The organism is Mesorhizobium sp. M1C.F.Ca.ET.210.01.1.1 (assembly GCF_004791585.1).
In the GTDB taxonomy this organism is placed as follows: Bacteria; Pseudomonadota; Alphaproteobacteria; order Rhizobiales; family Rhizobiaceae; genus Mesorhizobium.
Genome location: NZ_SRUU01000006.1, coordinates 34,337 through 60,642 on the forward strand (window position 1 = coordinate 34,337; position 26,306 = coordinate 60,642).

28 protein-coding genes are annotated in these 26,306 nt (G+C 64.3%); 10 read left to right on the forward strand and 18 right to left on the reverse strand.

What is annotated here, in order from left to right; genetic code table 11:
• The first annotated feature begins 42 nt into the window (after window positions 1–42).
• Both EN853_RS08565 and EN853_RS08570 read left to right on the forward strand, forming a co-directional pair.
• Window positions 43–711: an amino acid ABC transporter permease gene (locus EN853_RS08565; RefSeq protein ID WP_127859512.1), complete on the forward strand. Its 669-nt coding sequence runs from the start codon at window positions 43–45 to the stop codon at window positions 709–711.
• Entirely contained in the window at window positions 708–1,352 is a 645-nt protein-coding gene (locus tag EN853_RS08570; protein WP_127859511.1) for an amino acid ABC transporter permease, read from the forward strand. The genes EN853_RS08565 and EN853_RS08570 overlap by 4 nt, the downstream gene beginning before the upstream one ends.
• A gap of 36 nt (window positions 1,353–1,388) precedes the next feature.
• Here the strand turns inward: EN853_RS08570 and EN853_RS08575 are convergent, their stop codons facing one another.
• Window positions 1,389–2,792, reverse strand: coding sequence for an MATE family efflux transporter (locus tag EN853_RS08575; protein ID WP_127859510.1), 1,404 nt, complete (start codon window positions 2,790–2,792; stop codon window positions 1,389–1,391).
• Window positions 2,793–3,030: 238 nt separating this feature from the next.
• Between EN853_RS08575 and EN853_RS08580 the strand changes: the two genes are divergently transcribed.
• From EN853_RS08580 to ugpC, 6 genes are all read left to right on the forward strand, one after another.
• Entirely contained in the window at window positions 3,031–3,948 is a 918-nt protein-coding gene (locus EN853_RS08580; protein ID WP_127859509.1) for an AraC family transcriptional regulator, read from the forward strand.
• A 231-nt stretch (window positions 3,949–4,179) separates the two neighbouring features.
• The gene (locus EN853_RS08585) at window positions 4,180–5,454 is read left to right on the forward strand and encodes an extracellular solute-binding protein (RefSeq protein ID WP_127859508.1); all 1,275 of its coding nucleotides are present in this window, start codon (window positions 4,180–4,182) and stop codon (window positions 5,452–5,454) included.
• 163 nt (window positions 5,455–5,617) lie between these two features.
• Window positions 5,618–6,484, forward strand: a complete 867-nt coding sequence (locus EN853_RS08590) for a sugar ABC transporter permease (RefSeq protein WP_127859507.1) — start codon at window positions 5,618–5,620, stop codon at window positions 6,482–6,484.
• A complete protein-coding gene (locus tag EN853_RS08595; protein WP_127859506.1) occupies window positions 6,481–7,293 on the forward strand; it encodes a carbohydrate ABC transporter permease in 813 nt (270 codons plus the stop codon). Before EN853_RS08590 ends, EN853_RS08595 begins: the two co-directional genes overlap by 4 nt.
• A gap of 14 nt (window positions 7,294–7,307) precedes the next feature.
• Window positions 7,308–8,354, forward strand: a complete 1,047-nt coding sequence (locus EN853_RS08600; protein ID WP_127859558.1) for an NAD(P)-dependent alcohol dehydrogenase — start codon at window positions 7,308–7,310, stop codon at window positions 8,352–8,354.
• A gap of 3 nt (window positions 8,355–8,357) precedes the next feature.
• Window positions 8,358–9,446 (forward strand): sn-glycerol-3-phosphate ABC transporter ATP-binding protein UgpC, encoded by a 1,089-nt coding sequence (gene ugpC / locus EN853_RS08605; protein ID WP_127859505.1) that lies wholly within the window; start codon window positions 8,358–8,360, stop codon window positions 9,444–9,446.
• Between the two features lie 18 nt (window positions 9,447–9,464).
• Here the strand turns inward: ugpC and EN853_RS08610 are convergent, their stop codons facing one another.
• From EN853_RS08610 to gcvA, 9 genes are all read right to left on the reverse strand, one after another.
• Window positions 9,465–11,051 carry an FGGY-family carbohydrate kinase gene (locus EN853_RS08610; protein WP_127859504.1) on the reverse strand — a complete coding sequence of 529 codons (1,587 nt, stop codon included), beginning with the start codon at window positions 11,049–11,051 and terminating at the stop codon, window positions 9,465–9,467.
• Window positions 11,048–11,731: an HAD-IA family hydrolase gene (locus EN853_RS08615; protein ID WP_127859503.1), complete on the reverse strand. Its 684-nt coding sequence runs from the start codon at window positions 11,729–11,731 to the stop codon at window positions 11,048–11,050. Before EN853_RS08615 ends, EN853_RS08610 begins: the two co-directional genes overlap by 4 nt.
• Before the next feature lie 20 nt (window positions 11,732–11,751).
• Window positions 11,752–13,230, reverse strand: coding sequence for a mannitol dehydrogenase family protein (locus EN853_RS08620; protein ID WP_127859502.1), 1,479 nt, complete (start codon window positions 13,228–13,230; stop codon window positions 11,752–11,754).
• 146 nt (window positions 13,231–13,376) lie between these two features.
• A complete protein-coding gene (locus EN853_RS08625) occupies window positions 13,377–14,147 on the reverse strand; it encodes an L-iditol 2-dehydrogenase (RefSeq protein ID WP_127859501.1) in 771 nt (256 codons plus the stop codon).
• Window positions 14,144–15,148, reverse strand: a complete 1,005-nt coding sequence (locus tag EN853_RS08630) for an ABC transporter ATP-binding protein (RefSeq protein ID WP_127859500.1) — start codon at window positions 15,146–15,148, stop codon at window positions 14,144–14,146. The genes EN853_RS08625 and EN853_RS08630 overlap by 4 nt, the downstream gene beginning before the upstream one ends.
• Before the next feature lie 41 nt (window positions 15,149–15,189).
• Window positions 15,190–16,014, reverse strand: coding sequence for a carbohydrate ABC transporter permease (locus EN853_RS08635; protein ID WP_126090730.1), 825 nt, complete (start codon window positions 16,012–16,014; stop codon window positions 15,190–15,192).
• A gap of 208 nt (window positions 16,015–16,222) precedes the next feature.
• Window positions 16,223–17,095, reverse strand: coding sequence for a sugar ABC transporter permease (locus EN853_RS08640; RefSeq protein WP_127859499.1), 873 nt, complete (start codon window positions 17,093–17,095; stop codon window positions 16,223–16,225).
• 141 nt (window positions 17,096–17,236) lie between these two features.
• Complete coding sequence (locus tag EN853_RS08645; RefSeq protein ID WP_127859498.1) at window positions 17,237–18,547, reverse strand: sugar ABC transporter substrate-binding protein; 1,311 nt, start codon at window positions 18,545–18,547, stop codon at window positions 17,237–17,239.
• Window positions 18,548–18,719: 172 nt separating this feature from the next.
• Window positions 18,720–19,628, reverse strand: coding sequence for a transcriptional regulator GcvA (gcvA, locus tag EN853_RS08650; RefSeq protein WP_127859497.1), 909 nt, complete (start codon window positions 19,626–19,628; stop codon window positions 18,720–18,722).
• Window positions 19,629–19,738: 110 nt separating this feature from the next.
• Between gcvA and EN853_RS08655 the strand changes: the two genes are divergently transcribed.
• Entirely contained in the window at window positions 19,739–19,924 is a 186-nt protein-coding gene (locus tag EN853_RS08655; protein ID WP_127859496.1) for a hypothetical protein, read from the forward strand.
• Window positions 19,925–19,999: 75 nt separating this feature from the next.
• On the opposite strand, the gene EN853_RS08660 is transcribed toward EN853_RS08655, so the two are convergent.
• Window positions 20,000–20,959, reverse strand: coding sequence for a sugar-binding transcriptional regulator (locus tag EN853_RS08660; RefSeq protein WP_127859495.1), 960 nt, complete (start codon window positions 20,957–20,959; stop codon window positions 20,000–20,002).
• 203 nt (window positions 20,960–21,162) lie between these two features.
• On the opposite strand from EN853_RS08660, the gene EN853_RS08665 reads away from it, so the two are divergent.
• Window positions 21,163–21,795 carry an HAD family phosphatase gene (locus EN853_RS08665; protein WP_127859494.1) on the forward strand — a complete coding sequence of 211 codons (633 nt, stop codon included), beginning with the start codon at window positions 21,163–21,165 and terminating at the stop codon, window positions 21,793–21,795.
• A gap of 3 nt (window positions 21,796–21,798) precedes the next feature.
• Here EN853_RS08665 and EN853_RS08670 read toward each other — a convergent pair whose 3' ends face one another.
• From EN853_RS08670 to EN853_RS08705, 7 genes are all read right to left on the reverse strand, one after another.
• Window positions 21,799–22,563, reverse strand: coding sequence for a class II aldolase and adducin N-terminal domain-containing protein (locus EN853_RS08670; protein WP_127859493.1), 765 nt, complete (start codon window positions 22,561–22,563; stop codon window positions 21,799–21,801).
• 76 nt (window positions 22,564–22,639) lie between these two features.
• A complete protein-coding gene (gene ureG / locus EN853_RS08675) occupies window positions 22,640–23,272 on the reverse strand; it encodes an urease accessory protein UreG (RefSeq protein ID WP_127859492.1) in 633 nt (210 codons plus the stop codon).
• The gene (locus EN853_RS08680) at window positions 23,269–23,709 is read right to left on the reverse strand and encodes a DUF3995 domain-containing protein (RefSeq protein WP_127859491.1); all 441 of its coding nucleotides are present in this window, start codon (window positions 23,707–23,709) and stop codon (window positions 23,269–23,271) included. The genes ureG and EN853_RS08680 overlap by 4 nt, the downstream gene beginning before the upstream one ends.
• Complete coding sequence (locus EN853_RS08685) at window positions 23,706–24,377, reverse strand: urease accessory protein UreF (protein ID WP_127859557.1); 672 nt, start codon at window positions 24,375–24,377, stop codon at window positions 23,706–23,708. Before EN853_RS08685 ends, EN853_RS08680 begins: the two co-directional genes overlap by 4 nt.
• Entirely contained in the window at window positions 24,370–24,933 is a 564-nt protein-coding gene (locus EN853_RS08690; protein ID WP_127859490.1) for an urease accessory protein UreE, read from the reverse strand. The genes EN853_RS08685 and EN853_RS08690 overlap by 8 nt, the downstream gene beginning before the upstream one ends.
• Window positions 24,930–25,535, reverse strand: a complete 606-nt coding sequence (locus tag EN853_RS08695; RefSeq protein ID WP_127859489.1) for a glutathione S-transferase family protein — start codon at window positions 25,533–25,535, stop codon at window positions 24,930–24,932. Before EN853_RS08695 ends, EN853_RS08690 begins: the two co-directional genes overlap by 4 nt.
• Before the next feature lie 146 nt (window positions 25,536–25,681).
• Entirely contained in the window at window positions 25,682–26,275 is a 594-nt protein-coding gene (locus EN853_RS08705) for a hypothetical protein (protein WP_127859488.1), read from the reverse strand.
• Window positions 26,276–26,306: the final 31 nt, after the last annotated feature.

The following is a 26,306-nucleotide window of genomic DNA, read 5'->3' on the forward strand; positions in this document are numbered from 1 at the left end:
CATCGTTTTGCGGCAGGCACTTCTCCAACAAGGTCAATCGCCATGGGCTACAGCCTCGACTTCGGCTGGCTTGCGGGTGCCGTGGGCGCGATCGCGCGCGGCGCGGCGACGACGGTCCTTCTGATCGCCGTCACCACGCTGGCGGGGACCTTCCTCAGCATCCTGGGTGCCGCCGGCAAAAGAAACGGTCCGAAGCCGCTCAGGCTGGCGATCGCGACCTATGTCGAGGTGATGCGCAACACGCCGTTCCTGGTGCAGCTGTTCTTCATCTTCTTCGGCCTGCCCAGCCTCGGCATCAGGCTCGACCCGATTCTCGCCGCCATGCTGGCGATGACGCTCAACATGGCAGCTTACACGATCGAGATCGTCGGCGCAGGGCTCGACGCCGTGCCGCGTGGGCAGACGGAGGCGGCGCTTGCGCTTGGCCTCAGGTCCCGCCAGGTCTTCATCAAGATCGTGCTGCCGCAGGCGCTGAAAGTGATCTATCCGGCGCTCACCAGCCAGATCGTCATCATGATGCTGGAATCGGCCGTGGTATCGCAGATCGCGGTTCGCGAGCTGACCTACGAGGCCGACATGCTGCAGGCGCGCACTTTCCGCGCTTTCGAGACCTATCTGGTGGTGACCATGGTCTATCTCGGCCTGTCGATGGGACTGCGCCGGCTGCTGGTCGGCGGCGGGCGCCGCGTTCTCGGAGCCGGCGTGTCATGATCGAATTCACCTTCTGGGACATATTGCGCAACCTCCTGCTCGCCGCCCGCTGGACGGTGCTCTTGTCGCTTGCAGCCTTCGTCGGCGGCGCGCTGGTCGGGCTGGTCGTGCTGTTCTTCCGCATCTCCAGGAACAAATGGATCAAGCGGATCGCTTCCGGCTACATCGCGCTGTTCCAGGGCACGCCGCTCCTGATGCAGCTCTTTTTGATGTTCTTCGGCCTGCCGATGCTGGGACTGCGCATCGAGCCCTGGACGGCGGCGGCGCTCGGCCTCACCTTCTTTGCCAGCGCCTATCTCGCCGAGATCTGGCGGAGCGGCGTCGACGCGCTGCCGCGCGGCCAGTGGGACGCCGGCGCCAGCCTCGGACTGCACTATCTGCAGGAGCTCAGACTGATCATCCTGCCGCAGGCCTTCGCGATCACCCGCGCGCCGACCGTCGGCTTCCTGGTGCAGCTCATCAAGTCGACGGCGCTGACCTCGATCATCGGCTTCGAGGAACTGGTCAGGACCTCCAACGCCATCAACAACGCGACCTTCGAGCCGTTCACCGTCTACGGCCTGGTGGCGCTGATCTTCTTCGTCATGTGCTTCCCCCTGACGCAATATGCCCGGCGGCTCGAGCGCGCGGCGGCGCATTGAATGGTGAATGGACCGCCAGTCGACCGGCGGTCTTTGTCAGTGACTAAAGGACAGCGCCGGCGCGATGCAGTCGCGCCGCAGCCAGCGCACGAGCAGGAGCGCGGCCACCACGGCCAGCCCCGACGCCAGGCCGATCCAGATGCCGACGCCAGTGAAGCCGAAATGGAAGGCGAGCAGCACGCCGAGCGGCAAGCCGACGCCCCAATAGCCGACCGCGGCGTAGATCATCGGCACCTTGGTGTCGTGCAGGCCGCGCAGCATGCCCGCCGCCACTGCCTGCGCACCGTCGAAAATCTGGAAAAGTGCTGCAAACACCAGGAACGACACGGCAAGCCCGATCACCCTGGCGTTGGCCGGATCGGCGAGATCGATGAAAGCGCTGATCAGGAGATGCGGCCACAGGATCATCACCAGCCCCATCAGCGCCATGAAGGAGACGCCGATGACATAGGCGGTCCAGCCGGCGCGCGACACGCCTTCCGGATTGCCGGCGCCATGAGCGAGGCCGACGCGCACGGTGACCGCCTGGTTGAGGCCGAGCGGCACCATGAAGGAGATCGAGGCGATCTGGATGGCGATGGCATGCGCGGCCAGCGAATCCGCGTCGATGAGACCCATCAGAAGTGCCGCCGCGTTGAAGATCGTCACCTCGAACGCGAGGATGCCGGCGATCGGCAGGCCGAGCCGAAGCAGGCCGCGGAAGCGCGCCCAGTCGGAGCGCCAGAAGCGGCCGAACAGGCGATAGCGGCGGAACTTCTTCTGCAGGACCACCACGGCCGCCAGGCCAATGAACATCAGCGTGCTGGAAAGCGAGGTGGCGAGGCCCGACCCGGCAATACCCATCGAGCGGACGCCGAGATTGCCGAACATGAACACCCAGTTGAAGAAGGCGTTGCAGGCAACAGCGACGAAGACGATGACCAGCGCCCAGCCCGGCCGCTCCAGCGCCGAGATGAAGGAGCGCAGCACGATATAGCCGTAGAAGGGCAGCACCGCCCATTGCAGCCAGTGCAGGTAGACGCCTGCCTGATGCGCGAGCTCCGGCTTCTGGCCCATGGCCAAAAGCACCTCTTCACCATGCCAGAGGAAGAGCCAGATCGGGATCGAGACGAGGACCGCCAGCCACAGGCCCTGGCGCACGGTGCGGCGCAGGTCGCGCACCGAATGGCGGCGGCGGCCAAGCTCTGTCGCCATCATCGGCGAGGTGGCCAGCATCAGGCCGAGACCGAAGATCAGCGGCATGAAATAGAGGTTGGAGCCGAGCGCGCCGGCGGCGAGCGTGTCCGGCCCGAGCCGGCCCATCATCATGACGTCGGTCGCAGTCATGGCGGTCTGGCCGAGATTGGTGAGCACCATCGGCCAGGCAAGCGACAACGTCGCCCTGATTTCCTGACGCCAAAGGTTTTCCGGCGCGCGAGCGCCGGCTTCGATCGCAGACATTTCCGCTCTTCAGACCACGGCGCGTCGGGACGAAGCCCGGAAGCCGCACGCAAACGGCGCAAAATGGCGCCGTTTGCGGCGTCTATTGAACGAAATGCGACATGTTGGCAAGGAGGAGGAGCAGCCAATCATTGATCCAGCAGGAAGCCGGACTGGTGGCCGCGTTCACTTGCCGGCCGGGGGCTGCTACGAATTGTGCGAGGACACAAGAGCCGGCGAGAGATGCCGGGAGGACTAGATGCCGTTCAGGCGCAGAAAGAACACGGCAGCGATCCCGCGGACGGTGCCCGCCTTCGAGCACATCGTCACCGAGGCAAGCGACAGCTTTCTTTGGCGGCTGGACGACTATCCGTGGGAGCGCAATGTCTGGAACTTCCATCCGGAATACGAGATCCATCTCTTGCGAAAATCCTCCGGCGTGGTGCTGGTCGGCGACCATATCGGCGAGTTCGGGCCTGGGTACCTCACCATCGTCGGCGGCGGCCTGCCACATGACTGGGTGACGGCGGTGCAGCCTGGCGAGCTGATCGAGGGACGCGACATCGTCCTGCAGTTCGATCCCGAGCGGCTGCGCGGGTCGGCCGGGCTGCTGCCGGAACTGCGCGAGCTGGAGCCGTTCCTGGAGCGCTCGCTGCGCGGCATGGTCTTCCATGGCCAGACGGCGCTCGACGGCGCCGAGTTGATGGAACGAATGGGGGAGGTGCATGGGCTGGCAAGGTTCCGCATGTTCCTCGAGCTGCTCGACCTTTTGGCCACCACCGACGAATACGAGCTGTTGTCGTCGCCGGACTTTTCCCCGCTTCTCGACGCCGAGTCGCTGGACATCATCCAGCGCTCGCTGACCTATCTGTTCCAGCATTTCGCCGAGGATTTGAAGCTGCCGGATGTGGCGGCATTGGCCGGCATGAGCGAGAGTACCTTCTCGCGCTTCTTCCAGAAAAACACCGGCAACTCCTTCAGCGACCATATCGCCAAGCTCAGGCTCTGGCAGGCCTGCAAGCTGCTCGCCGATACCGAGATCCCGATCACCGATATCTGCTTCCAGGTCGGCTACATGAACATCTCGAATTTCAACCGGGCCTTCCTGCGCAAGCACAAGATGACGCCGTCATCCTATCGCAAGCTGTCGCGGCAGCGGCTGGCGTTGCGGGCCTGATCGGATCGAGAATCGGCTCTCCTGATACTCGTGTGACAGGCAGGCTTTGCCTGCATTATTTTTTGCGCCGCACAATGCATAAAAGTACAGGTCTGATGCAACGGGGCTTCTAGTCTCGCTCCTTCCAACTCCTCATTTTGGCGACGGGTGGCAGGTCACCCGGGCGACGGTGAGGGTCGCTTAGCCCGCGGATCTCCGCTTCCTGCGAGTGTTCCTGGAGGAGAAAAATCAATGAGACCACATCGGCTCGCTGCCGGCCTCGGCGCAGCGTTCGTGCTTACCGCTTCTGTTTCTACCGCAGCGCTTGCGCAGGCGCCGGTCTGCTCGGCGCCGGTCAAGGTACTGGCGCAGCCACGCGACGGGCTGACGCTTCTGGAAGACTCCAAGGATGAGTTCAAGAAGCTCTCCGGCGCCTCGTTCCAGATCGACTATCTCAACGAAAACGACCGCCGCGCCAAGTCGCGCGCCGACGCCTCCACCGTCGGCAATTACAACGTCTACTATGTCGACGAGGCCAATGTGGCGCTGTTCGCTTCCTCGGGCTGGATTGCGCCGCTGACCGATTATTACCCGGCTGAATACGATTTCGCCGATTTCGATCCGGGCCGCCAGAAGGTCGCCACCTATGACGGCAAGGTCTGGTTCGCGCCGCTGACCGGCGGCGGCGACCTGATGGTCTACCGCAAGGATGTGCTGCAGGCCGCCGGCATTCAGCCGCCGAAGACGCTCGACGAACTTATCGCCGACGTGCCGAAGCTGACGAATGCCGACAAGGGCATGTACGGCATTGCGCTGCGCGGCGCACGCGGCTCGGGCGCCAATGTCTGGCGCTGGATGCCGTTCTTCAAGGCCTATGGCGGCAAGTGGTTCGACGGCGACAAGCCGGCTTTCAATTCGGACGCCGCCGTGAAGGCGACCGAAACCTATCTCAAGCTGTTCAAGGACTCCGCGCCCGGCACGCAGACCGGCAGCTGGGATGAATCGACCGGCGCCTTCCTCTCCGGCCAGGTCGCCATCCTCGTCGAATCGACACCGCTGTCCGGCATGGCGGTGGATCCGAAGACCTCGCAGGTGGTCGGCGAGGTCGGCTTCCTGCCGCCGCCCTCGCCGCTGCCTGGCGGCGGCTACGGCCACGGGCTCGCGATCGGCACCAAGGCCAATGCGGACGACGCCGCGAAGAAGTGCGCCGGCCTGTTCATTGCCTGGGCGACCTCGAAGGAGAACGAGAAACGCCGGCTCGACGCGCACCAGTTCGGCGAGCTCAACCGCACCAGCATCCTGTCCAGCAAGGAATTCGCCGACATCTACGGCGCCGATCTCGGCCAGGCGCTCGCCGAGACCGGCAAGGTCACGGCGGTCAACTTCTGGCAGGATCCGCGCTGGCCCGACCTCGGCGACCGCTGGGGCATCATCCTGGAAGAGCTGGTCACAGGCACGCGCACCGACATCAAGGGCGGCCTCAACGAGCTGGAGGCCTATGCCAACGAGCTGGCGAAGAAGAAGTAATCCTCCCGCCTGCGGCGCGCGGTCCGCGGCATTCACCGGAATGCCGGGACCCGTGCGCCGCGGGTTCACGCCAGCGATACGATCTCTTTGTTTGAACGCAATTCCGGACGGGAAACCGCGTCACACTTTTCCTGGAATTGCTTCGATATCCCGAGGATAGGCAATGCGCCGACGCTCCTTCCTGCCGGTCACGTTTCTCGTTCCGACGCTCGCCATTCTATTGGTGCTGTCGATGGTGCCGACGCTCTACGCCATCGTGATTGCCCTGCAGAACCGAGAGCTCAGCACGCCGGGCTATTCCTGGGTCTGGTTCTCGAACTTCGCCGATTTGTTTCTCGACCGCCGCTTCCTCAACGCCGTCTGGGTTTCGGTGAAATGGGAGATCGTCACCGTCGTGGCGACGATGGTGGTGGCGATCGGGCTCGGCGTGCTGATGTTCGAGGTCGCCGGCCCACGCCTGCGCAATTTCTATTGCCTCTTGTTCATTATCCCGGTGCTGTTGCCGCGCGTCTCGGCCGCGTTCGTGTGGAAGTTCGCCTATCACCCGCTCTACGGTATCGCCACCTACCCTTACCGGCTCGTCACCGGTGGGCTGATCTTCGATCCGCTCTCCAAGGCCTCGACGGCCTTGTTCGCCGTCGCGTCGGTGGATGTGTGGCAATGGGGGCTGTTCTTCGCGGTGATCGTGCTGAAGCTGCTCGAGACCTTGCCGCCGCAGCCGATCGAAGCGGCCAGGCTCGACCACGCCAGGCGCTGGCAGATACACGCCTATGTGACGCTGCCGATGCTGAAGGCGCCGCTGATCAGCCTCATGTTCGTCAAGATGATCGAATCGCTGCGCTCCTTCGACCTCATCTATGTGATGACGCGCGGGGGACCGGGCGTCGCGACCGAGACGCTCGACATGTATGCCTTCTCGCAAGGCTTCATCGAATCCGGCAAGGTCTCGTACGCCTCTGCCATGGCGGTGCTGATGATGATCGCCACCGTCATCACCTTCACCATGCTTTGGAAGCGGGTGCAGGCATGAAGCCCGGCCGCCTGATCGCCAAGGCCATGCTGGCGCTGGCCGGGTTCCTGGCCGTGTTCCCGCTCCTTTGGACCGCGCTCAATGCGCTGAAGAACAATGTCGACATCATCACACGCGTCCCGCGCCTGATGTTTTCGCCAACGCTTGCCAACATCGGCTACATACTCGGCCGCGACAGCGTGCTGACCGGCCTCTACAACTCGGTCATCGCCTGCGGCATCGCCGTGCTGATCGGCGTCGCGCTCGGGCTGCCGGCGGCTTACGCGGTGGCGCGCTATCCCAATCGCTTTGCCGGCGACATCCAGTTCTTCGTGCTGTCGCTGCGCTTCCTGCCGCCGGTGGCGGTTGCCATTCCGCTGATGGTGATCTGGCTGCAGGTCGGGCTCTACGACACTTTGCCGGCTTTGATCGTCACCTACTCGCTGCTCACCATCTCGGTGATCATGTGGCTAGCGATCCCAGCCTTCCAGGCCGTGCCGAAGGAGATCGAGGAAGCGGCCTTCGTCGACGGCTACGGCGCCTATTCGGTGTTCTGGCGCATCGCGCTCCCGGTCGCGGCGCGCTCGCTCGTCGGCGCCGTCGCCTTCAGCTTCGTGCTGGTCTGGAACGAGTTCCTGATCGCACTGATGCTGTCGAGCTCCAACGCCAAGACCCTGCCGATCGTGGCTTCCGAGCTCTCCCAGCAAGGCATGAACGTGCCGTGGGGGATCCTCAACGCCTCGGTCGTGCTTCTGTCGCTGCCGCCGCTGCTGTTCCTCGGCGTTCTTAGCGGCTTCCTGAATTCCGTTTTCCGGCAAAAGAAAAGTTGATGCGAGGATACCCGATGCGGGCACTGGTGCTTGAGAAGAAGGGCGAACTGTCGCTGCGCGAGATCGCGTTGCCGCTCGACGTCAGTCCGGACGACGTCAGGATCGCCATCCATACCGTCGGCGTCTGCGGCAGCGACGTGCATTACTACACGCACGGCGCCATCGGCAGCTATATCGTGCGCGCTCCGATGGTGCTCGGCCACGAAGCGTCGGGGACGATCATCGAGACCGGCGCCAATGTCACGAGCCTCAAGGTCGGTGACCGCGTCTGCATGGAGCCTGGCGTGCCGAACCTCTCGTCGCGGGCGACAAAGCTCGGCATCTACAATGTCGATCCCGACGTCACATTCTGGGCAACGCCGCCGGTGCACGGCGTGCTTGCGCCTCAAGCGGTGCATCCGGCGGCCTTCACCTACAAGCTGCCGGACAATGTCTCCTTTGCCGAAGGCGCCATGGTCGAGCCCTTCGCCATCGGCATGCAGGCGGCGACGCGTGCCCGGATCGTTCCCGGCGACATCGCCGCCGTCGTCGGCTGCGGGCCGATCGGCATCATGATCGCATTGGCCGCCTTGGCAGGGGGCTGCTCCAAAGTTCTGATCTCGGACTTCTCCGCCCCGAAGTTGAAGATCGCCGCCCAGTATCCAGGCATTGTGCCGGTCAACATCGGCGAGCAGTCGCTGGTCGACGCGGTCGCGGCCGCGACCGGCAATTGGGGCGCCGACATCGTGTTCGAGGCGAGCGGCAGCCCAAAGGCTTTCGCCGACCTGTTCGCCGTCGTGCGGCCGGGCGGCGCGGTGGTGCTGGTCGGGCTGCCCGTCGAGCCGGTCAGCCTCGACGTGCCTGCGGCGATCTCGAAGGAAGTGCGCATCGAGACCGTGTTCCGCTATGCCAATATCTTCGACCGCGCCCTGCAGCTGATCGCCTCCGGCAAGGTCGACCTCAAGCCCCTGATCACGGGGACCTACAATTTCTCCGAAAGCATCGAGGCGTTCGAGCGGGCGGCCCAGGGCAATCCGCAGGACGTCAAGCTGCAGATCCTGCTCACCGGCGAGAAGGGATAAGGGATGTCCGCGATCACCTGCTCCCATGTCGACAAGGCCTATGGCGCCACGACCGTCATCCGCGATCTCAACCTATCGATCGAGGAGCACGAATTCGTCGTGTTCCTCGGCCCGTCCGGCTGCGGCAAGTCCACTCTGCTCAGGATGCTGGCCGGGCTGGAGGACATCAGCGGCGGCGAGGTTTCGATCGGCGGCAAGGTGGTGAACGATCTCGATCCCGGCGAGCGCGGCATCGCCATGGTGTTCCAGAACTATGCGCTCTATCCGCACATGACGATCTTCGACAACATCGCCTTTGGGCTGAGGCGGCAGAAGGTGCCGGCGGCTGAGATCGGGAAACGGGTCGAGGCCGTGTCCAAGACGCTCGGGCTCGAGCCCTATCTCGGCCGCAAGCCGACCGAGCTGTCCGGCGGCCAGCAGCAGCGCGTGGCGATCGCGCGCGCCATGATCAAGACGCCGAAAGTGTTCCTGTTCGACGAGCCGCTGTCCAACCTCGACGCCAAGCTGCGCAACCACATGCGGGTCGAGATCGCCAGGCTGCACCAGTCGCTGAAGACCACGACGGTCTATGTCACCCATGACCAGCTCGAGGCGATGACGCTGGCCGACCGCATCGTGCTTCTGAAGGACGGCGTGATCGAGCAGATCGGCTCGCCGGCGGAGATCTATCGCCGTCCCGGCAATATGTTCGTGGCCGGCTTCATCGGCACGCCGAACATGAATTTCATCGAAGTGACGGCGGGCCGGGCCGGAAACGGCTGGGCGCTGACCGGCGCCGGAACGGTGCTTTCGATCGAAGGCCGGGGATTCCATCTGCAGCATGGCGACCGCGCCGTGCTCGGCATCCGGCCGCCGGACCTGAAGACGGCAAATGCCGATGCCGGCGGAAACCTTCTGCTGGGCGCGGCCGACCTCATCGAATTCCACGGCAACGACGCGCTGGTGACCTTCGGGTCCGGCGGCAAGGAGATCAGCGCGTTGGTGCCGGCCCGCGAATGCCCGGACCTGCGCGCGCCTGTCCGCTACACCTTCGAGCAGGAAAGCATTCACCTGTTCGATGCGACGACGGGCATGTCGCTGCGCAAGCAATAAACTTGGACTGCTCCTGAGTTACTCTATCGCGTCGAGCGCCTGGCGCTGGCGATGCATCTCCAGGAAAATCCGGTAGTCGCGGTCGAAGCGGGCGCCGGCGGCGGAATTCGAGGGCCGCGTCCTGCCGCCTTGCTGCATGCCGACGCAGGCCGCGTTCAGGTCCGGGTAAAGTCCGGCGGCGGTGGCCGCCACCATGCCGGTGCCGAGCAGCACCGCCTCGTCGGCCAGCGGCTCGATGACGGTGCAGCCGGTGGCGTCGGCATAGAGTTCCATCAAAAGCGGGTTCTTGGTGTGGCCGCCGGTGACATGCAGCGTGTCGATCAGGTAGCCGTTCTCGTTCAGCGCCTCCAGCACATGGCGCACGCCGAGCGCGATGCCGACGGCGGTGCGCCAGTAGAGCTTGCACAGACTGTCGAAGGAAGAGTCCAGCGTCAGCCCGCTGACCACGCCGACCGCATGCGGGTCGGCGAGCGGCGAGCGGTTGCCATGGAAATCCGGCAGGACATGCAGCCTCGCCGCCAGATCATCGCCCTCGACGGCGCGCAGTTCGGCGACGCGCCTGGCGATCCTGGCATGCATGGCCGCATCCGGCTCGCCGCCGGCGCCGTGCCAGCGGATGATGTGGTCGAGCAGCGCGCCGGTTGCCGACTGGCCGCCTTCCGACAGCCACAGCTTCGGCAGGGCGGCGCCATAATAAGGGCCCCAGACGCCGGCGAAAGGCTGCGGATCCAGCGACATCGCCATGACGCAGGACGAGGTGCCGGCAATCAGCGCAAGATGCCGGCTGATATCCGTCTCGTCGCCGGCAAAGCCGCCGAGAACGCCGAGCGCGCCGGCATAGGCGTCGATGACGCCGGCACCGACGCGGCATTTCTCGGTGAGGCCGAGATCAGCGGCGGCTTGCGTCGTCAGCGGGCCGATGTCGGCGCCGACAGGACTGGCCTTTTCCGGCAAGTTGCCGTGCTCGAAGAGATCGCCAAGCCCGACGAGATCGAAGAAATCACGCCGCCAGCTCGTCTCCTCATGTGCGAGATAGGTCCATTTGGCTGTCAGGGTGCATTGCGAGCGGGCGAGCGAGCCGGTCGCCTTCCAGGTCAGGAAATCGGCAAGGTCGAATAGGTAGCCGGCTTCGTTCCAGGTTCCGGGCAGGTTGCGCTTCAGCCACATCAGCTTCGGCGTTTCCATTTCCGGCGACATCACGCCGCCGATGTAGTCGAGCACCGCATGGCCGCTTCGCGTGCACTCGTCGGCCTCGGCGATGGCGCGGTGATCGAGCCAGACGATGGTGTCCCAGCGCCTCTCGCCAGTGACGGAGACACTGAGCTGGCCGCCCTGGCTGTTTCGCACCACAAGCGAGCAGGTGGCGTCGAAAGAGATGCCGACGATATCCGCGGCGGCGACGTTCGCTTTCTCGCGCGCGGCGCGCACTGCGGCACAGACGGCCGACCAGATATTTTCCGAATCGTGCTCGGCGTGGTCGGGCCTGGGCTGGTGCATGGCGATCGGCCGATCGGCGCGGCCGAGCAGATTGCCATGCGAGTCGAGAATGCCCGCGCGAGCGCTCCCGGTGCCGACATCGACCGCGCAAACGAAACTCGTCGTCAAGATGCTTTTACTCTCGCTCCCAGGCCTGCAATCAGATCGGGCAATTGCAGCATGTCAGCGAATATAGAGTCCGGTTCGGTCGACGCAAGCCGCGCCTTAAGAGCGGGGTTGTCGGCGTGCGAGCCGCCGGTGAAGGCAAAGACGCGCATGCCCGCCGCGCGCGCCGCCGCGACGCCGGCCGGGCTGTCCTCGATGACCAGGCATTTGCGCGGATGCGCGCGCATCGTGGCGGCGGCATGGAGGAAGAGGTCCGGCGCCGGCTTGCCGCGCTTCACCATGGCGGCGCTGAAGAGATGCGGCTCCATCATGCCGAGCAGCCCGGTAACGTCGAGAGCGTAGCGGATGCGCTCCAGCGTCCCGGAAGAGGCGACGCAGAAGGGCAGGCCCAGCCTTGGCAGGATCTCCTTGACGCCGGGGATCGGCTTCAGCTCTTCGCGGAACTTGCGCATCAGGTCGACGCGCATGGCGGTGACATGCTGGTCGCTGATCTCGAGTCCGAAATCGCGGCCGAGGATCTCGCGCACGCTCTTCATGCTCTTGCCGAGGAAGTGCTCGTAGGCGGCATCCTCGCTGAGCGCGCCGCCGGCGAGCTCGATCATGCCGAGCAGCGCCGAGACCGAGAGCGCCTCGCTGTCGACCAGCACGCCGTCACAGTCGAAGATGACCAGTTCGGGCGTCATCCAACCGGCTTCCAGCGCCTTCAGAGCTTACCGGCGAGATAGCGCGTCAAGGTTTCGCGCGCGCCTTCGGCCCAGAGCACGTTCAGCGCTTGGGCGAAGGCATCGGTGAAGACGGGCGAGCGGCCGACATCGCCATAGATGTCGTCCATGGCAAGCCAGGCGCCGGGCATGTCCTTGGCGGCCTTCGCGGTTGCCTGCATGCGGTCCCAGCTCGGATCGTTCGGCTCGATGACGGCGCCGCTGTCGGTGGTGCCGAAGCAGTAGCGGCACCAGAGCGCGGATTCCAGCGCGAGACCCGCGACGCCGCTGCCCGCCTTCAGCCGGTCGGCGATGGTCGGGATGATGAATTTCGGCTGCCGGTTGGAGCCGTCGAGGCAAAGCCTGCGGATGGTGTCGCCGATCTTCGGATTGGAGAAGCGGCGCTCGATGAGCTGGTAGTAATCCTCCAGCACCGTGTCGGGCACCGGCGGCACGGTCGGGATGATCTCGTCGCGCTCCAGCTTGGCGAGGAAGCCGCGCACCAGCGGCTCCTGCATCGCCTCATGGACGAAATGGATGTCCATCAGCCCGGCCGGATAGGCGATTGCCGCGTGGCCGCCGTTGAGGATGCGGATCTTCATCAGCTCATACGGCGAGACATCCTTGACGAACTGCACGCCGGCCTTTTCCAGCGGCGGCCGGCCGGCGGTGAAACGGTCTTCCAGCACCCATTGCTTGAACGGCTCGCAAAAGACCGGCCAGTTGTCATCCAGCCCGAAATCGCTGGCCAGGATGCCGCGCTCGCGGTCGGTGGTGGCGGGCGTGATGCGGTCGACCATGCCGTTCGGGAAAGCGACATTGTCCCTCACCCAGTCGGCCAGATCCTCGTCGATCAGCCGCGCAAGGCCGATGACGCCGTCGGAAGTGACGTGGCCATTGTGGGGGATGTTGTCGCAGGACATGACGGTGAACGGCACGATGCCGTCGCCGCGCCGGCGCACCAGACCGGCAAGGATGATGCCGAAGACGGTCTTCGGCGCGGCGTCCGGCTCGGCATCCGCAACAATGTCGGGATGGGCCGGGTTGAACTTGCCGGAAGCCGGGTCGATGAAATAGCCGCCTTCGGTGATGGTCAGTGACACAATCTTGATCGCCGGGTCGGCCAGTTGCTCGATGATCGCCTGCGCATCGCCCGGCATCAGGAAATCGATCATCGCGCCGGTGACGCGGGCGCTCATATGGCCCTGATCCTGCTCGACCACGGTGGTCAGCCAGTCCTGTTCCTCTAGCTTCGAGCGCCCGACCTTTTCGCCCTCGAACACGCCGGCGCCGATCAGCGCCCAGTCATGGCCGAGCCCGGAATTGAACAGGTCGTCGAGATAGACGGCCTGGTGCGAGCGGTGGAAGTTGCCGACGCCGAAATGCACGATGCCAGCCTTCAGGGAGGAGCGGTCGTATTTCGGACCGGATACCTTCGAAGGAAGCTTTGCGAGGTTCGAGGAAGAGAGTTTCACGGTCATCTTGCTTACCCTTCGGCCGATATGCAGCCCGACAATTCCGCCTGCGTTGGGTGAGCGGTGAGGGACGGCATCCGCTTTGCAGTGTGCTGCCCCTCACCTGCCCCGCGGCGCGTTCTCCCCGGAGGAAGGGAGACGCGCCTTCCCCCTCAACTCATCCATTGGCCGCCGTCGACATTGTAGGTCTGGGCGACAATGTATTCGGCCTCGTCGCTGGCGAGGAAAACCGCCATGCCGGTCAGATCTTCGGGCCGACCCATGCGGCCGTAGGGCACGCTTTCGCCGACCAGCTTCTTCTTCTCGCCCTTCGGCCGGTTCTCGTATTTTGCGAACAGCGAATCGACGTGATCCCAATGCTCGCCGTCGACGACACCCGGCGCGATGGCGTTGACGTTGATGCGGTGCTTGATCAGGTCGAGCCCGGCCGACTGGGTCAGCGAAATCACGGCGGCCTTGGTGGCGCAATAGACCGCGACCAGCGCTTCGCCGCGGCGCCCGGCCTGGCTTGCCATGTTGATGATCCTGCCGCCCTTGCCACGCGCGATCATCGAGCGCGCCGCCGCCTGCAGCATGAACAGCGTGCCGGCGACATTGACGCAGAACAGCCTGTCGTAGCTTGCCCGGCTGATTTCGACGATGGGCGCGAGATCGAAGAGCGCGGCGTTGTTGATCAGGATGTCGAGGCCGCCACTCCTGGTTTCGACCGCCTTCACGGCGGCCTCGATCGAGGGCTGATCGGTTACGTCGAGCTTGACCGCATGGGCTGCCGGACCGATCGCCTTCGCGGTCGCTTCCGCCGCTTCGAGGTTGATGTCGGCAATCGCCACCGTGGCACCTTCATGCGCGTAGGCTTCGGCGAAGGCTCTGCCGATGCCGCGCGCCGATCCGGTGATCAGCGCCGATTTGCCCTTAAGCCTCATTGCGCCAGCGCCTTGCCGTCGGCGCCGAAGCGATGGAGCTTGGTCTTGTCGGGCGTCAGGTAGACGGTGTCGCCATGCTTGACGGCGACCTCGCCGTCGGCGCGCACATTGATCGTGCCGATGCCGTCGGTCTGGACATGCAGGAAGGTGTCGGAGCCGAGATGCTCGGCAACGCCCACCGTCGCCTTCCAGTCGCCGGCGGTGGTCGAGATGTTGATATGCTCGGGCCGGATGCCGATGGTCTTGGCGCCATATTTGTCCGCCGGCGCGCCTTCGATCAGGTTCATCTTGGGCGAGCCGATGAAGCCGGCGACGAAGAGGTTCTTCGGCGTCCGGTAGAGTTCCATGGGCGAGCCGACCTGCTCGATATTGCCGGCGTTGAGCACGACGATCTTGTCGGCCATGGTCATCGCCTCGACCTGGTCGTGGGTGACGTAGATCATCGTCGTCTTGAGCTGATGATGCAGCTCGCTGATCTCCAGCCGCATGGTGCCGCGGAGCGCTGCGTCGAGGTTGGACAGCGGCTCGTCGAACAGGAAGGCCGACGGCTGGCGCACGATGGCGCGGCCGATGGCGACGCGCTGACGCTGGCCGCCGGAGAGCTGGCCCGGACGCCGCTCGAGGTAATTGGTGAGGTTCAAGACGCGCGCGGCGTCCTTCACCTTCTTGTCGATGGTCGCCTGGTCCTCGCCCGCCATCTTCAGCGGGAAGGCGATATTCTTGGCGACCGTCATGTGCGGATAGAGCGCATAGGACTGGAAGACCATGGCCAGCTTGCGCTTGGCCGGCGCTTCCTGGGTGACGTCGCGACCATCGATGCTGATGGTGCCGCCGCTGGTGTCCTCGAGGCCGGCGATCAGCCTGAGCAGCGTGGACTTGCCGCAGCCTGACGGACCGACGAACACGACGAACTCGCCGTCCTCGATATTGAGGTCGATGTTCGGAATGATCGTCGTCGACCCGAAGGACTTGGAGACGTTCTTGAGCGTGATGTTTCCCATGGTTTCCTCCCGGGGGATTTCGTCCGCCGCTTGCGGCGCTCTTATTTCACTGCGCCAAAGGTCAGGCCGCGCACCAGCTGCTTCTGGCTGAACCAGCCCATGATCAGGATCGGCGCGATCGCCAGCGTCGAGGCCGCCGACAGCTTGGCCCAGAACAGGCCCTGCGGGCTGGAGAAGGAGCTGATGAAGGCGGTGAGCGGCGCCGCATCGGTGGTGGTCAGCCGGATCGTCCAGAACGCCTCGTTCCAGGCCAGGATGATGTTCAACAGCATGGTCGAGGCAATGCCGGGGACCGCCATCGGCGTCAGCACATAGATGATCTCGTTCCACAGCGAGGCGCCGTCCATGCGCGCCGCTTCGAGGATCTCGCCCGGGATCTCGCGGAAGTAGGTGTAGAGCATCCAGACCACGATCGGCAGGTTGATCAGCATCAACATCACGGTGAGGCCTATGCGGCTGTCGAGCAGGCCGGTATCGCGGAAGATCAGGTAGATCGGGAACAGCACCGCGACGGCCGGCATCATCTTGGTGGAGAGCATCCACATCAGGATGTCCTTGGTCCGCTTGGTCGGCGAGAAGGCCATCGACCATGCCGCCGGGACCGCGATCAGCAGCGCCAGGACGGTCGAGCCCACCGACAGGATCACCGAATTCAGGAAGAACTTGAAATAGCCGCTCTGCGCCTGGACTTCGGCATAGCTTTCCGTGGTGCCCGACGGGATCAGGGCGAAGCCCTGGATCGCCTCCTGCTCCGACTTGAACGAGGTGATGATCGTGTAGAGGATCGGGAAGAAGATCAAAAGCGCAACGATCCAGGCCGCTGTCGTGGCGATGGTCTTGTGCTGGGTGGTGACTGCGCGTGCCATGGTCAGGTCCTCCCGTATCGGCGATGTTGGCGTGGGGGTCGACCCCCACTCCGGTTTGCTGCGCAAACCACCTCTCCCCCGATCGACGGGGCAGAGGAAAGGTGCAGCGTCGATGCAGGCGTTTCCTCTCCCCCGGGCAGGGGGAGAGGTGTCCCGCGCAGCGGGACGGAGTGGGGGTGGTTCAGCGCACGTGGCATGGTCTTCCCCGTCATTTGTCCAGGTTCTTGCCGACGGCGCGCATGACGAAGAAGGCGACGATGTTGGCGAGAATGACCGCGATGATGCCTCCGGCGGATGCCTGGCCGATTTTGAACTCCAGCAGCGCCTTCTGGTAGACGAGGAAGGGCAGGTTGGTGGAGGCGTAGCCCGGGCCGCCATTGGTGGTGACCAGGATCTCGGCATAGACCGAAAGCAGGAAGATCGTCTGGATCAGGATGACGACGGTAATGGCGCGCGACATGTGCGGCAGCGTCAAATACCAGAAGCGGCTGAGGAAGCCGGCGCCGTCCATCTCGGCCGCCTCTTTCTGCTCGCCGTCAAGCGACTGCAGGGAGGTGAGCAGGATCAGTGTCGCGAAGGGCAGCCACTGCCAGGCGACGATGAGGATGACCGCCGTCAGCGGATGCTGGCCGAACCAGTCGATTGGGTCGGCGCCGAAGAAACGGGCAATATCGGCGAAGACGCCATATTGCGGGTGCATGATCATGTTCTTCCACACCAGCGCCGCGACCGGCGGCATGACGAAGAACGGCGAGATGACGAGAATGCGGACGATCCCCTGACCCCAGATCGGCTGGTCGAGGAGCATGGCCAAAAGGATACCGCCGACCACGGTGATGACCAGCACGCTGACGACGATGGCGAGCGTGTTGAGGATCGACTGCAGGAAGGCCGGGTTGGAATAGAACAGCGCGTAGTTGGAGAAGCCGACGAAGCCGTCGCGGATCGGGTTGAGCGGGTTGTACTGCTGGAACGAGAACCACAGCGTGAAGGCCAGCGGCACGATCATCCAGATGAACAACAGGATCACCGATGGCGCCATCATGAAACGGGCAAGCGAACGGGTTTGCTGAGTAGCCATGACGGTCACCCTCCAAAGGTCAGCCAGATTTTCAGAGCCGTGCCCAGAATTTCCTGATTGTGAAGATGGCCGCCCGAACTGGGTTTCGGGCGGCCAATGCCGGTCATGATGCGCTACCGGCGTTCGGCACCGGGAGGAGCCTTACTTGATGTAGCCGCCCTCGGTCATCGCGGCCGTCGCCGCGTCCTGGGCCTGCTTCAGCGCGTCGTCGACGCTCGACTGGCCGGCAAGGGCGGCGGAGAAGAGCTGGCCGACGGTGGTGCCGAGGCCCTGGAATTCAGGGATGGCCACAAACTGCACGCCGACATAGGGCACCGGCTTGACGGTCGGATGCGTCGGGTCGGCGGCGTTGATGGAGTCCAGCGTCATCTTGGCGAAGGGCGCCGCCTTCTGGTACTCCGGATTGTTGTAGAGCGAGGTGCGCGTTCCGGGCGGAACGTTGGCCCAGCCTTCCTTCGATGCCACCAGCTCGGCATAGTGCTTGCTGGTTGCCCACGACACGAACTTCTCGGCGGCGTCCGCCTTCTTGGTGCCGGCGGGAACCGCCAGCGACCAGGCCCACAGCCAGTTGCCGCGCTTGCCGAGGCCGGTGTCCGGCGCCAGCGCGTAGCCGACCTTGTCGGCCACCTGCGAGGCCTTCGGATCGGAGACGAAGGAAGCGGCGACGGTGGCGTCGATCCACATGCCGCACTTGCCCTGCTGGAAGAGCGCTAGGTTCTCGTTGAAGCCGTTGGACGAAGCACCCTCGGGACCGTCGGCCTTCATCAGGTCGACATAGAACTGCAGCGTGTTCTTCCATTCCGGCTGGTCGAACTGCGGCTTCCAGTTCTCGTCGAACCAGCGCGCGCCGAAGGAGTTCGACATGGCGGTGAGGAAGGCCATGTTCTCGCCCCAGCCGGCCTTGCCGCGCAGGCACACGCCGTTCACGCCATTGGCGCGGTCGGTCATCTTATCGGCGGCCTGCTTGATGAAATCCCAGGTCGGTGCGTCGGGCATCTTCAGCCCGGCCTTCTCCATCAGGTCCTTGCGGTACATCACGAAGGAGCTTTCGCCGTAGAAGGGCGCGGCATAGAGCTTGCCGTCGACCGAGAGGCCGCCGGCGATGGCCGGGATGATGTCCTTGACGTCGTAGTCGTCGCCGAGCTTGTCGAGCGGCAGGAGCCAGCTCTGCTTCGCCCAGATCGGAACCTCATAAGTGCCGATGGTCATCACGTCGTACTGGCCGCCCTTGGTGGCGATGTCGGTGGTGACGCGCTCGCGCAGCACGTTCTCTTCAAGCGTGACCCAGTTGAGCTGAATGTCGGGGTTAGCCTTGGTGAAGTCGTCGGTCAGCTTCTGCATGCGGACCATGTCGCCATTGTTGACGGTGGCAATGGTGATGGATTCGGCATGCGCGGCGAAAGCAAGGGCGCTGGCCGACAACAGGCCCAGGGTGAGCGTGCGAAGTTTCATCAATTCCTCCCTAAAACCAAGATGAGCATTTGCCTTGGCTGTGGGCAATTACTCACTTAGCGTGAATTATGTCAAGCGGAATCGATGCTGCAGCGCAGCACAAATCACCATCGCGCCGCTTCGGCAGCGCTGAAGAAAATTTCAATTCGGGTGGTTGGTTTTCGTGTCCGGCCTACTGGCAGGCGATCTCGGCGAGGATCCAGTCACGGAAGGCGCGGATCTTCGGCACGTTGCGGCGGGCCGTCGGATAGACCAGCCAATAGGCATGGCCGTCGTCGCCGACCAGGTCGAAGGGCTGGATCAGCCGGCCGTCGGCGATCTCGTTCTTGAACAGCGCCGTGGTCAGGATCGCCACCCCGTGGCCGGCCATCGCGGCATTCGCCTCGTAGGCCTGCGCGCCCATGCTGGTGCCGGGCCGGCTGGCGAGCTCGTCTGCCGGCAGGCCGGCGAGCGCGAACCACTCCTGCCACCAGATGTCGCCCGGATCGAGGATCGGCAGCTTGAGCAGGTCGGCCGGCTCCTTGACGCCGCCGATGCTCGCCGCAAGCCTGGGACTGAGCACCGGCGTGAAATCGGCCTTGAACAGCATATGCGTTTCCACGCCCGGCCATTTGCCCCCGCCTGAACGGATGGCGATATCGATATCCTCGCGAGCGAAGTCGACGACGCGGTTCGACGTGTCGACGCGCACGGCGAGCGAGGGATGCGCGACCTGGAAGGAGCCCAGGTGCTGCGCAAGCCAATTGGAGGCGAAGGTGAGCAGAGTGGAAACGCAAAGCACGCCTTCCGCGCCGGCCCGGGCTGCCGAGTAAGCCCCGCTCAGCAGGGAGAAGGCCTCGCTGACGGCCGGCGCCAGGCGCTGGCCGGGTTCGGTCAGCTCGATCTGCTTCGGCCGGCGTAGGAACAGTGGGGCGCCGATGCGCTCCTCGAGAAGCTTGATCTGATAGCTGGCCGCCGCCTGTGTCATGCCAAGCTCCTCGGCGGCCTTGGTGAAGGAGAGATGCCTGGCCACGGCCTCGAACACCCGGATCGCCTGCAGCGGCGGGAGTTGAGCAAACTGTCGGGCGTTTAGATCCGGCATAAGGCCTCTTTATGGGTCATGATCGACGTTTGATTGGCGGCGCTGGCCGATCAGCCCGATATGTGGGGTCGACGATCAATCCAGTTCAAGCATAGCGAAGGCTGACGATCATGACCACGATACAGGAAAAACTGCTTCTCGCTCCAGGACAAGGCTGGTTTTCGAGGCTTGTGCGTGGATTTGCGCGCCGCCAGGCCAAGAGACGGGCCTATCTCGATATCAGAGAATTGTCGCCGCACCTGCAGCGCGACATGGGCTTCCTGGACGGCAACGACACCCTCAAGCCCTACAGGTAGGCTGGCCGATTTTATCGAAGATTATGGCGTATCCTTGCCCCGGTGCATGACGTTCCGGCACCAAGAGGTCTGGCGTCATGCGCCGGCCAGCAAGGCGGCGGCCGTCTTCTCATCGGTGATCAGCCCGTTGACCAGCCGCCGGTTCACGGCGGCGAGGATGCCCGGCAGCTTGCGCTCGCCCATGGCGAGCGCGATGACCAGCGATTTCTCGCGCGACGGCAAGGCGGCGGATGAAACCCGGTCGTTGGTGATGCCTTCGATCATGCGGCCTTCGCGGTCGAACACCCAGCCGACGATCTCGGCGACGCCGCCGGCCTTCTGCAGCGCCTTCAGTTCGCTCTCCGAAATAAAACCGTCCTCATAGAGCGGCGCCTTGGGGCCGAGATCGCCGATGCCGACGAAGGTGACGTCGGCTTCGGCGGCAAGCGCCAGCGTCGGCTGGATCATAGGCTGGCTGAGCAGCATGTCGCGCTCTTCCGGCGAGGAAGCGATGACCGGCAGCGGCATCGGGAAGGAGCGCGCCTTGACGCGGTCGGCCATGGTGAAGATGACGTTGTAGAAGGCAGCCGAGCCGTCGGGCGAGATATTTCCGGTCAAGGACACCACCTTGTGCTGCGGACACTCCATCGGCGGCAACTGCTCGATCGCCGCTTTCAGCGTGCGGCCGGTGCCGATCGCCATGACGATTGGCGCGGCCGAGCGCAACCGCCGCTCGATCTCGGCCGCGGCCGCCTCGGCAACGCCGATCGTCGTCGAGGACGAGGTCGGATCGCTCGGCACGACTTCGACCAGATCGAGCGCGAAGCGCGACTTCAGCCGCGCGGCAAGGTCGAGGCAATTGGCGATCGGATGGTCGACCCGCACCTTGATCAGGCCTTCCGACATCGCCAGCGACACCAGCCGCTGCGCCGTCTGCCTGGAAATGCCGAGCTTGGCGGCGATCTGGTCCTGCGTGTTGCCGGCAACATAGTAGAGCCAGCCGGCGCGCGCGGCGTCGTCCAACCTCGTGTTGCCGGTCTCCTGTCGCGAGTTCACAACCTGCCTCCCCAGCCCCGAGATAGCGGGGTGCTATAGATTACAGTGAAAGCGGCAATGCGCAATTGTCAATCGAAAGGGCAATTGCTTGCGGCGACCGGAAGCCGCGGACGAACCAATTCGGCCTTGCGCCAACCATTAGACGGTGGGGCGGTTTATCTCGGCCGGGAAACCCATTAAGGGATCGGCAAAAGGAGCCTCGCATGACGCCGAAAGCGGTTTTCTGGGACATGGATGGAACGCTGGTCGACAGCGAGCCGCTGCATGAGGCAGCGCTTGTGGCTGCGCTGCGCAGCGTCGGCATCGCGCCACCGGTCGACCTGCATGAGCGGGTGCTCGGCGTCGCGGCATGGCCGGTCTACGAGATGCTGCGCAACACGTTCGGGCTCGACCTACCCTTCGATGACTGGATCGTGCGCAAATACGACCACTACCTGCCGATGGCCGAGACGCTGAAGCCGCGTCCCGGCGCGATCGAGGTCTTCAACGAATTGCGGGCGCTCGGCGTCGAGCAGGCGGTGGTGTCCAATTCCGACCGGCTGATCGTCGATGCCAATCTGAGCGCCGTCGGCCTCATCTATCCCGGCATGCACACCGTCAGCCGCAACGACGTGCGTCAAGGCAAACCGCATGCGGAACCCTTCCTGCGCGCCGCCTATCTCGCCGGCGTCGATCCGGCCGACGCGGTCGCGGTCGACGACAGCCGCACCGGCGCCATGGCCGGGCTGGCTGCCGGCATGAAGACCATCTTCTGGCCGGAAGCGCCGATGGAAGGACCGCCCGGTGCGATCGTTATCGGCAGCGCGGATGAGCTCCGGCAAACGCTCGGGCTGTAGGTCTCAGCTGCGGTACACCGGCTCTTCCTCGTCGAGGATCGCCTTCAGCTCCGCAAGATGGCGCTCGGCCTGGCCGGGATAGTCGTCCATCTCGCTGGCCGTCTTCTCGGCGATGGCGTCCGAGAGCGTGCGCAGCGGCCGGCCGGTCCACAGCGCCTTGATGTAGGTCTCTGCGGCGCGCTCGAAATAGAACATGCGGTTGAAGGTGTCGGCGACGGTGTCGCCAATGACCATCACGCCGTGATTGCCCATCACCATGACCTTCACCTTGGGGTCGGTCAGAAGCTGCGAGCAGCGCTCGCCCTCTTCCTCGAAGGCGAGCCCGCCATAATTGGCATCGACGACATGGCGATTGAAGAACATGGCCGAGTTCTGGTCGATCGGCGGCAGCGTCGAGTCGGCCAGCGAGGCGAGCACGGTGGCGTGGATGGAATGGACATGCATGGCGCAGCGCGCATGCGGGACGTTGCGGTGGATGGCGCCGTGCAGGCCCCAGGCCGTCGGGTCCGGCGCGTTGGGACCGGAGAGCGTGTCTGGATCATTGGCGTCGATCAGAAGCAGGTCACTCGCCTTGATGCGCGAGAAATGCACCTGGTTGGGATTCATCAGGAATTTGGTGCCGTCCGCGTTGACCGACAGCGAGAAGTGATTGGCCACCGCCTCGTGCATGTTGAGCCGCGCCGTCCAGCGGAAGGCGGCGGCGAGATCGACGCGCTCCTCGTAGTAAGGAAGGTTGGTCAGCGGTTCCTTCAGACGGGCAATGCTCATTGAATATCCTCCGGTTTCCCTGAGAATGCCGTGCCCAACTGCGACCAGCAACCGCAAACTGGTGGGTCAGATAGTGTCAGGCCGCAGGCCGTGCCGATTGCAGCCCGCCCTGCTCGACGATGAAGTCGATCACCTGCTGCAGGCCCTTGCCGCGCGACAAGTCCGTAAAGCCGAAAGCCCGCTTGCCGCGCATGCGGGCGGCATCCGCTTCCATCACGTCGAGATTGACGTTCACATAGGGCGCAAGGTCGCTCTTGTTGATGATGAGAAAATCGGAACGGGTGATGGCCGGCCCGCCCTTGCGCGGGATCTCCTCGCCCTGGCAGACCGAGATGACATAAAGCGTGAGATCGGCAAGATCGGGCGAGAAGGTGGCCGCAAGATTGTCGCCGCCGGATTCGATGAAGACGATGTCGAGATCCGGAAACTTGCGGTTCAGCTCGGCGATGGCGCGCAAATTGATCGAAGCGTCCTCGCGAATGGCGGTGTGCGGGCAGCCGCCGGTCTCGACACCGACGATGCGCTCCTCCGGCAGCGCCTGCAGGCGGGCCAGCATCATGGCGTCTTCCTTGGTGTAGATGTCGTTGGTGACGACGGCGATGGAGAAGTCGTCGCGCAGCGCCTTGCAGAGCTTTTCGGTGAGCGTCGTCTTGCCGGAACCGACGGGGCCGCCGATGCCAATGCGCAGGGGACCGTTTTTCGATGTCATGCCGGAAACTCCATGATGGCGAGGACGGCGAAGCTCAGCCCGATCAGCAGGCAGAGCGGCGAATAGAGGCTTTGGTCGAGCCGCGCGAAGGGCTGCTCCGGCGTCAACCGGCGCCACCACGGCGTGAAGCCGGCGACGCCGCGGCCGAGAAAGACGATGCCAATGAGCAACGCGGTGGCTGCCAACCCTTCCTTTGGAAAGGGCGTCGCGAAGACGCCTGCGAGCGCCAGCGGCCACAGAGTGGCGAGCGCCAAGCAGGCGGCGACGGCGAAGCTCGCGACAGGCGACGGCATCTCGTCGACGCCGCGAAAACCGACGACGGCATGGGCGCAGGATCTTGCATCCGTGCCCGGCCAGATGCCGCCGATGCCCCAATAGACGTGCAGCGTGGTGATCAGCAGCAGAACGAAGGAGAGCAGGACGGCAAGAACGATCATGAGCGGAACAGACGCGAATACTGGGTTTCGTGCTTCATCGCCTCTATGTCGGAGACGAAGGCTGAGCCGCCGAGATCGTCGAGCGAAGAATTCGCCGCACCGGCGGCCGTCGCAAGAGCCAATGGTTCGAAGCCGGCTAACAATGCCGTTGCATCGACCTGACCTACCACACCGAGCCGGATCGCGGCCTGCACGAGGTTGGAGAAGAAGGCCTGCAGGAAGGCGGACAGCCCATCCGCGAGGCTGATACCGTTGCTCCCGGCAATCGCGCCGACGGCGACGCAATAGGGACAATCGGCAGGCAGTCGCTCCAGCGCCGGGCACGGCCAGGCGGACGCCGCCTTGAGAAAGGCGGCGCCCTGCAGCATGGTTTCCAAGTGCCGCTCCTGCGAGCCGGCAACCGCCTCGGCAAGTGCTGCGACTTCCGCGAGATCGCCGCCATCACGCGCGCGCCGCCAGCTTTCGGCGAACAGCACGGCATCGTTCCAGCCGGAACCCATCTCGACCAGCGTCTCCAGCCACTCTGCGAGAGTCTCGCGATCGGCGATCAGCCCGTCATGCACGGCGCGTTCGAGACCATGGCTGTAGGAGAAGCCGCCGACCGGAAAGGACGGCGACAGCCAGGCCATCAACCGCAACAGCGCTATGGACGACGGCTGGTCAGTCATGATGGTGGTGGTGATCATGGTGGTGATGGTCATGATCATGATGGTCGTGGCCATGGTGATCATGCGCATGGTTATCATGGCCGTGCCCGTGTCCGGAATAGGCGCCGCGCACCGGATTGAACGGTTCCGACACCTCGCTCACTCTGGCGCCGAGCCCCTCCAGCATCGCCTTGACGACATGGTCGCGCAGGATGAGGATGCGGTCCGCCTCGATCGCCGCTGCGAGATGGCGGTTGCCGATGTGCCAGGCAAGCTCGGCCAGATGCACGGCGTCGCGGGCGCGGATGTCATAGACCTCTTCCGGCGCAGCAACGATCTCGAGCTGGCGACCGTCCTCCAGCACCAGCCGGTCGCCATTGCGGAGCGCCACCGGCTCGGGCAGGTCGACCAGCACCTTGTCGCCGGCCGCCGTCTCAATGGCGCGACGGCGCAGATGCCTCTCGTCATGCGGCAACACGGCCCTGTCGAAAGGTGTCGCCGCTCCCGCCTCGCCGGCTGGCAGCACCGAGACGGCGCGGGGGAATTTGGTGAAGTCGGTATTGATGTTCAGCTTCATCTCATGGCTCCGCCATTGGCTTGCGCCCGCGCGCGGGCAGGACGCTGCAATACACGATCGAAATAGGCGTTGACCCGTTCGGATTCGATCGGGAACCGGCCGGCGCGTGCCCAGCCGCCCATGTCGCCGAGCAGCACATCGACAGCGGAAAAGCGATCGCCAAGCGCAAACGGCTTGTCGCCAAGCCGGCGATCCAGCGCTTTCACCTCCGAAGCGAAATCATGGGCCGCGGCCGGACCGACATCGACGCGCATGTCCTTGGGCAAGAGGAAGCGGTGGCGCAGCTTGTTCCACAGCGGCGCTTCCAGTTCGCTCTGGGCGAAATGCATCCAGGAATCCATCTCGGCGCGACCGGCGAGACCAGGATTGGCGCCCATGCCCTTGTCGGCATGCTTGTCCGCCAGGTAGACGCAGATCGCCGCCGAATCCGTGATTTTCAGATCGCCGTCGATCAGGATCGGCACCTTGCCCGACGGATTGAGCGCATAGGCTTCCGGCGAGCGCAGCTTGACCTCGACGAACTCATAGGGCTGCCCGAGCTCCTCGAGCATCCAGAGCACGCGGCTGACCCTGGAGCCTCTCGATCCGACCGCCTTGTACATGGTTGAACCCTGTCTTTTACCGGACTCTAGAGCGGTTCAGCCTCTCACGGAATCGCCGAAGCGCTCTAAGTATTTGTTTTTACGCAATTCCGGACGGAAAACCGTCACACACTTTTCCTGGAATTGCTTTAGACTATCCGCGGCGGTCATACGATGGTGTCGAAGAGCCGCAGGATGAACGATATCTGATAGACCAGCGTGGCGACGACGAAGGCGATGTGGAAGCGGCGGTCGCGCACCAGGATTGCCGCGATGCACAATGCCACGAAGACCGGCGTGCGGATCAGATATTCGTGGCCATAGCGGGCGAAGTGCTCCGGCCCCTTCAGCAGCGTGTCGATGACGTCGAGCAGGTAGGTCATGCCGAGCAGGCCGAAGAACCAGGCGCGGCGCGAATAGAAATAGTCCTCGTAGCTGGTGTAATCGAGCATCGAATCCGGAAACAGCAGCGCGCAGAGCAGGAATAGCGTGACCGCGTAGAAGATGATGAAGAGGTACTTGCCGAAGGTCCAGGTCTCCAGCGCGTAGAGGCCGAACTCCCACCACCAGAAATGCACCAGCAGCAGCAGCATGGAGCCGACCCAGGCGAGATGCACGGGATAGAGCTTGTATTGGCCGGGATGCTGGACGATGCGGGCAACCCCGGACAGAAGCCGGGTGACGCCAAGGCCGACCACCATGCCCATGACGATGCGGATATGCGGGAAGACGTCGTGGGGAGAGGCGATTTCGGTGGCCATGGTTGTCCGCTATGCAGTTGCGCAACCGCAT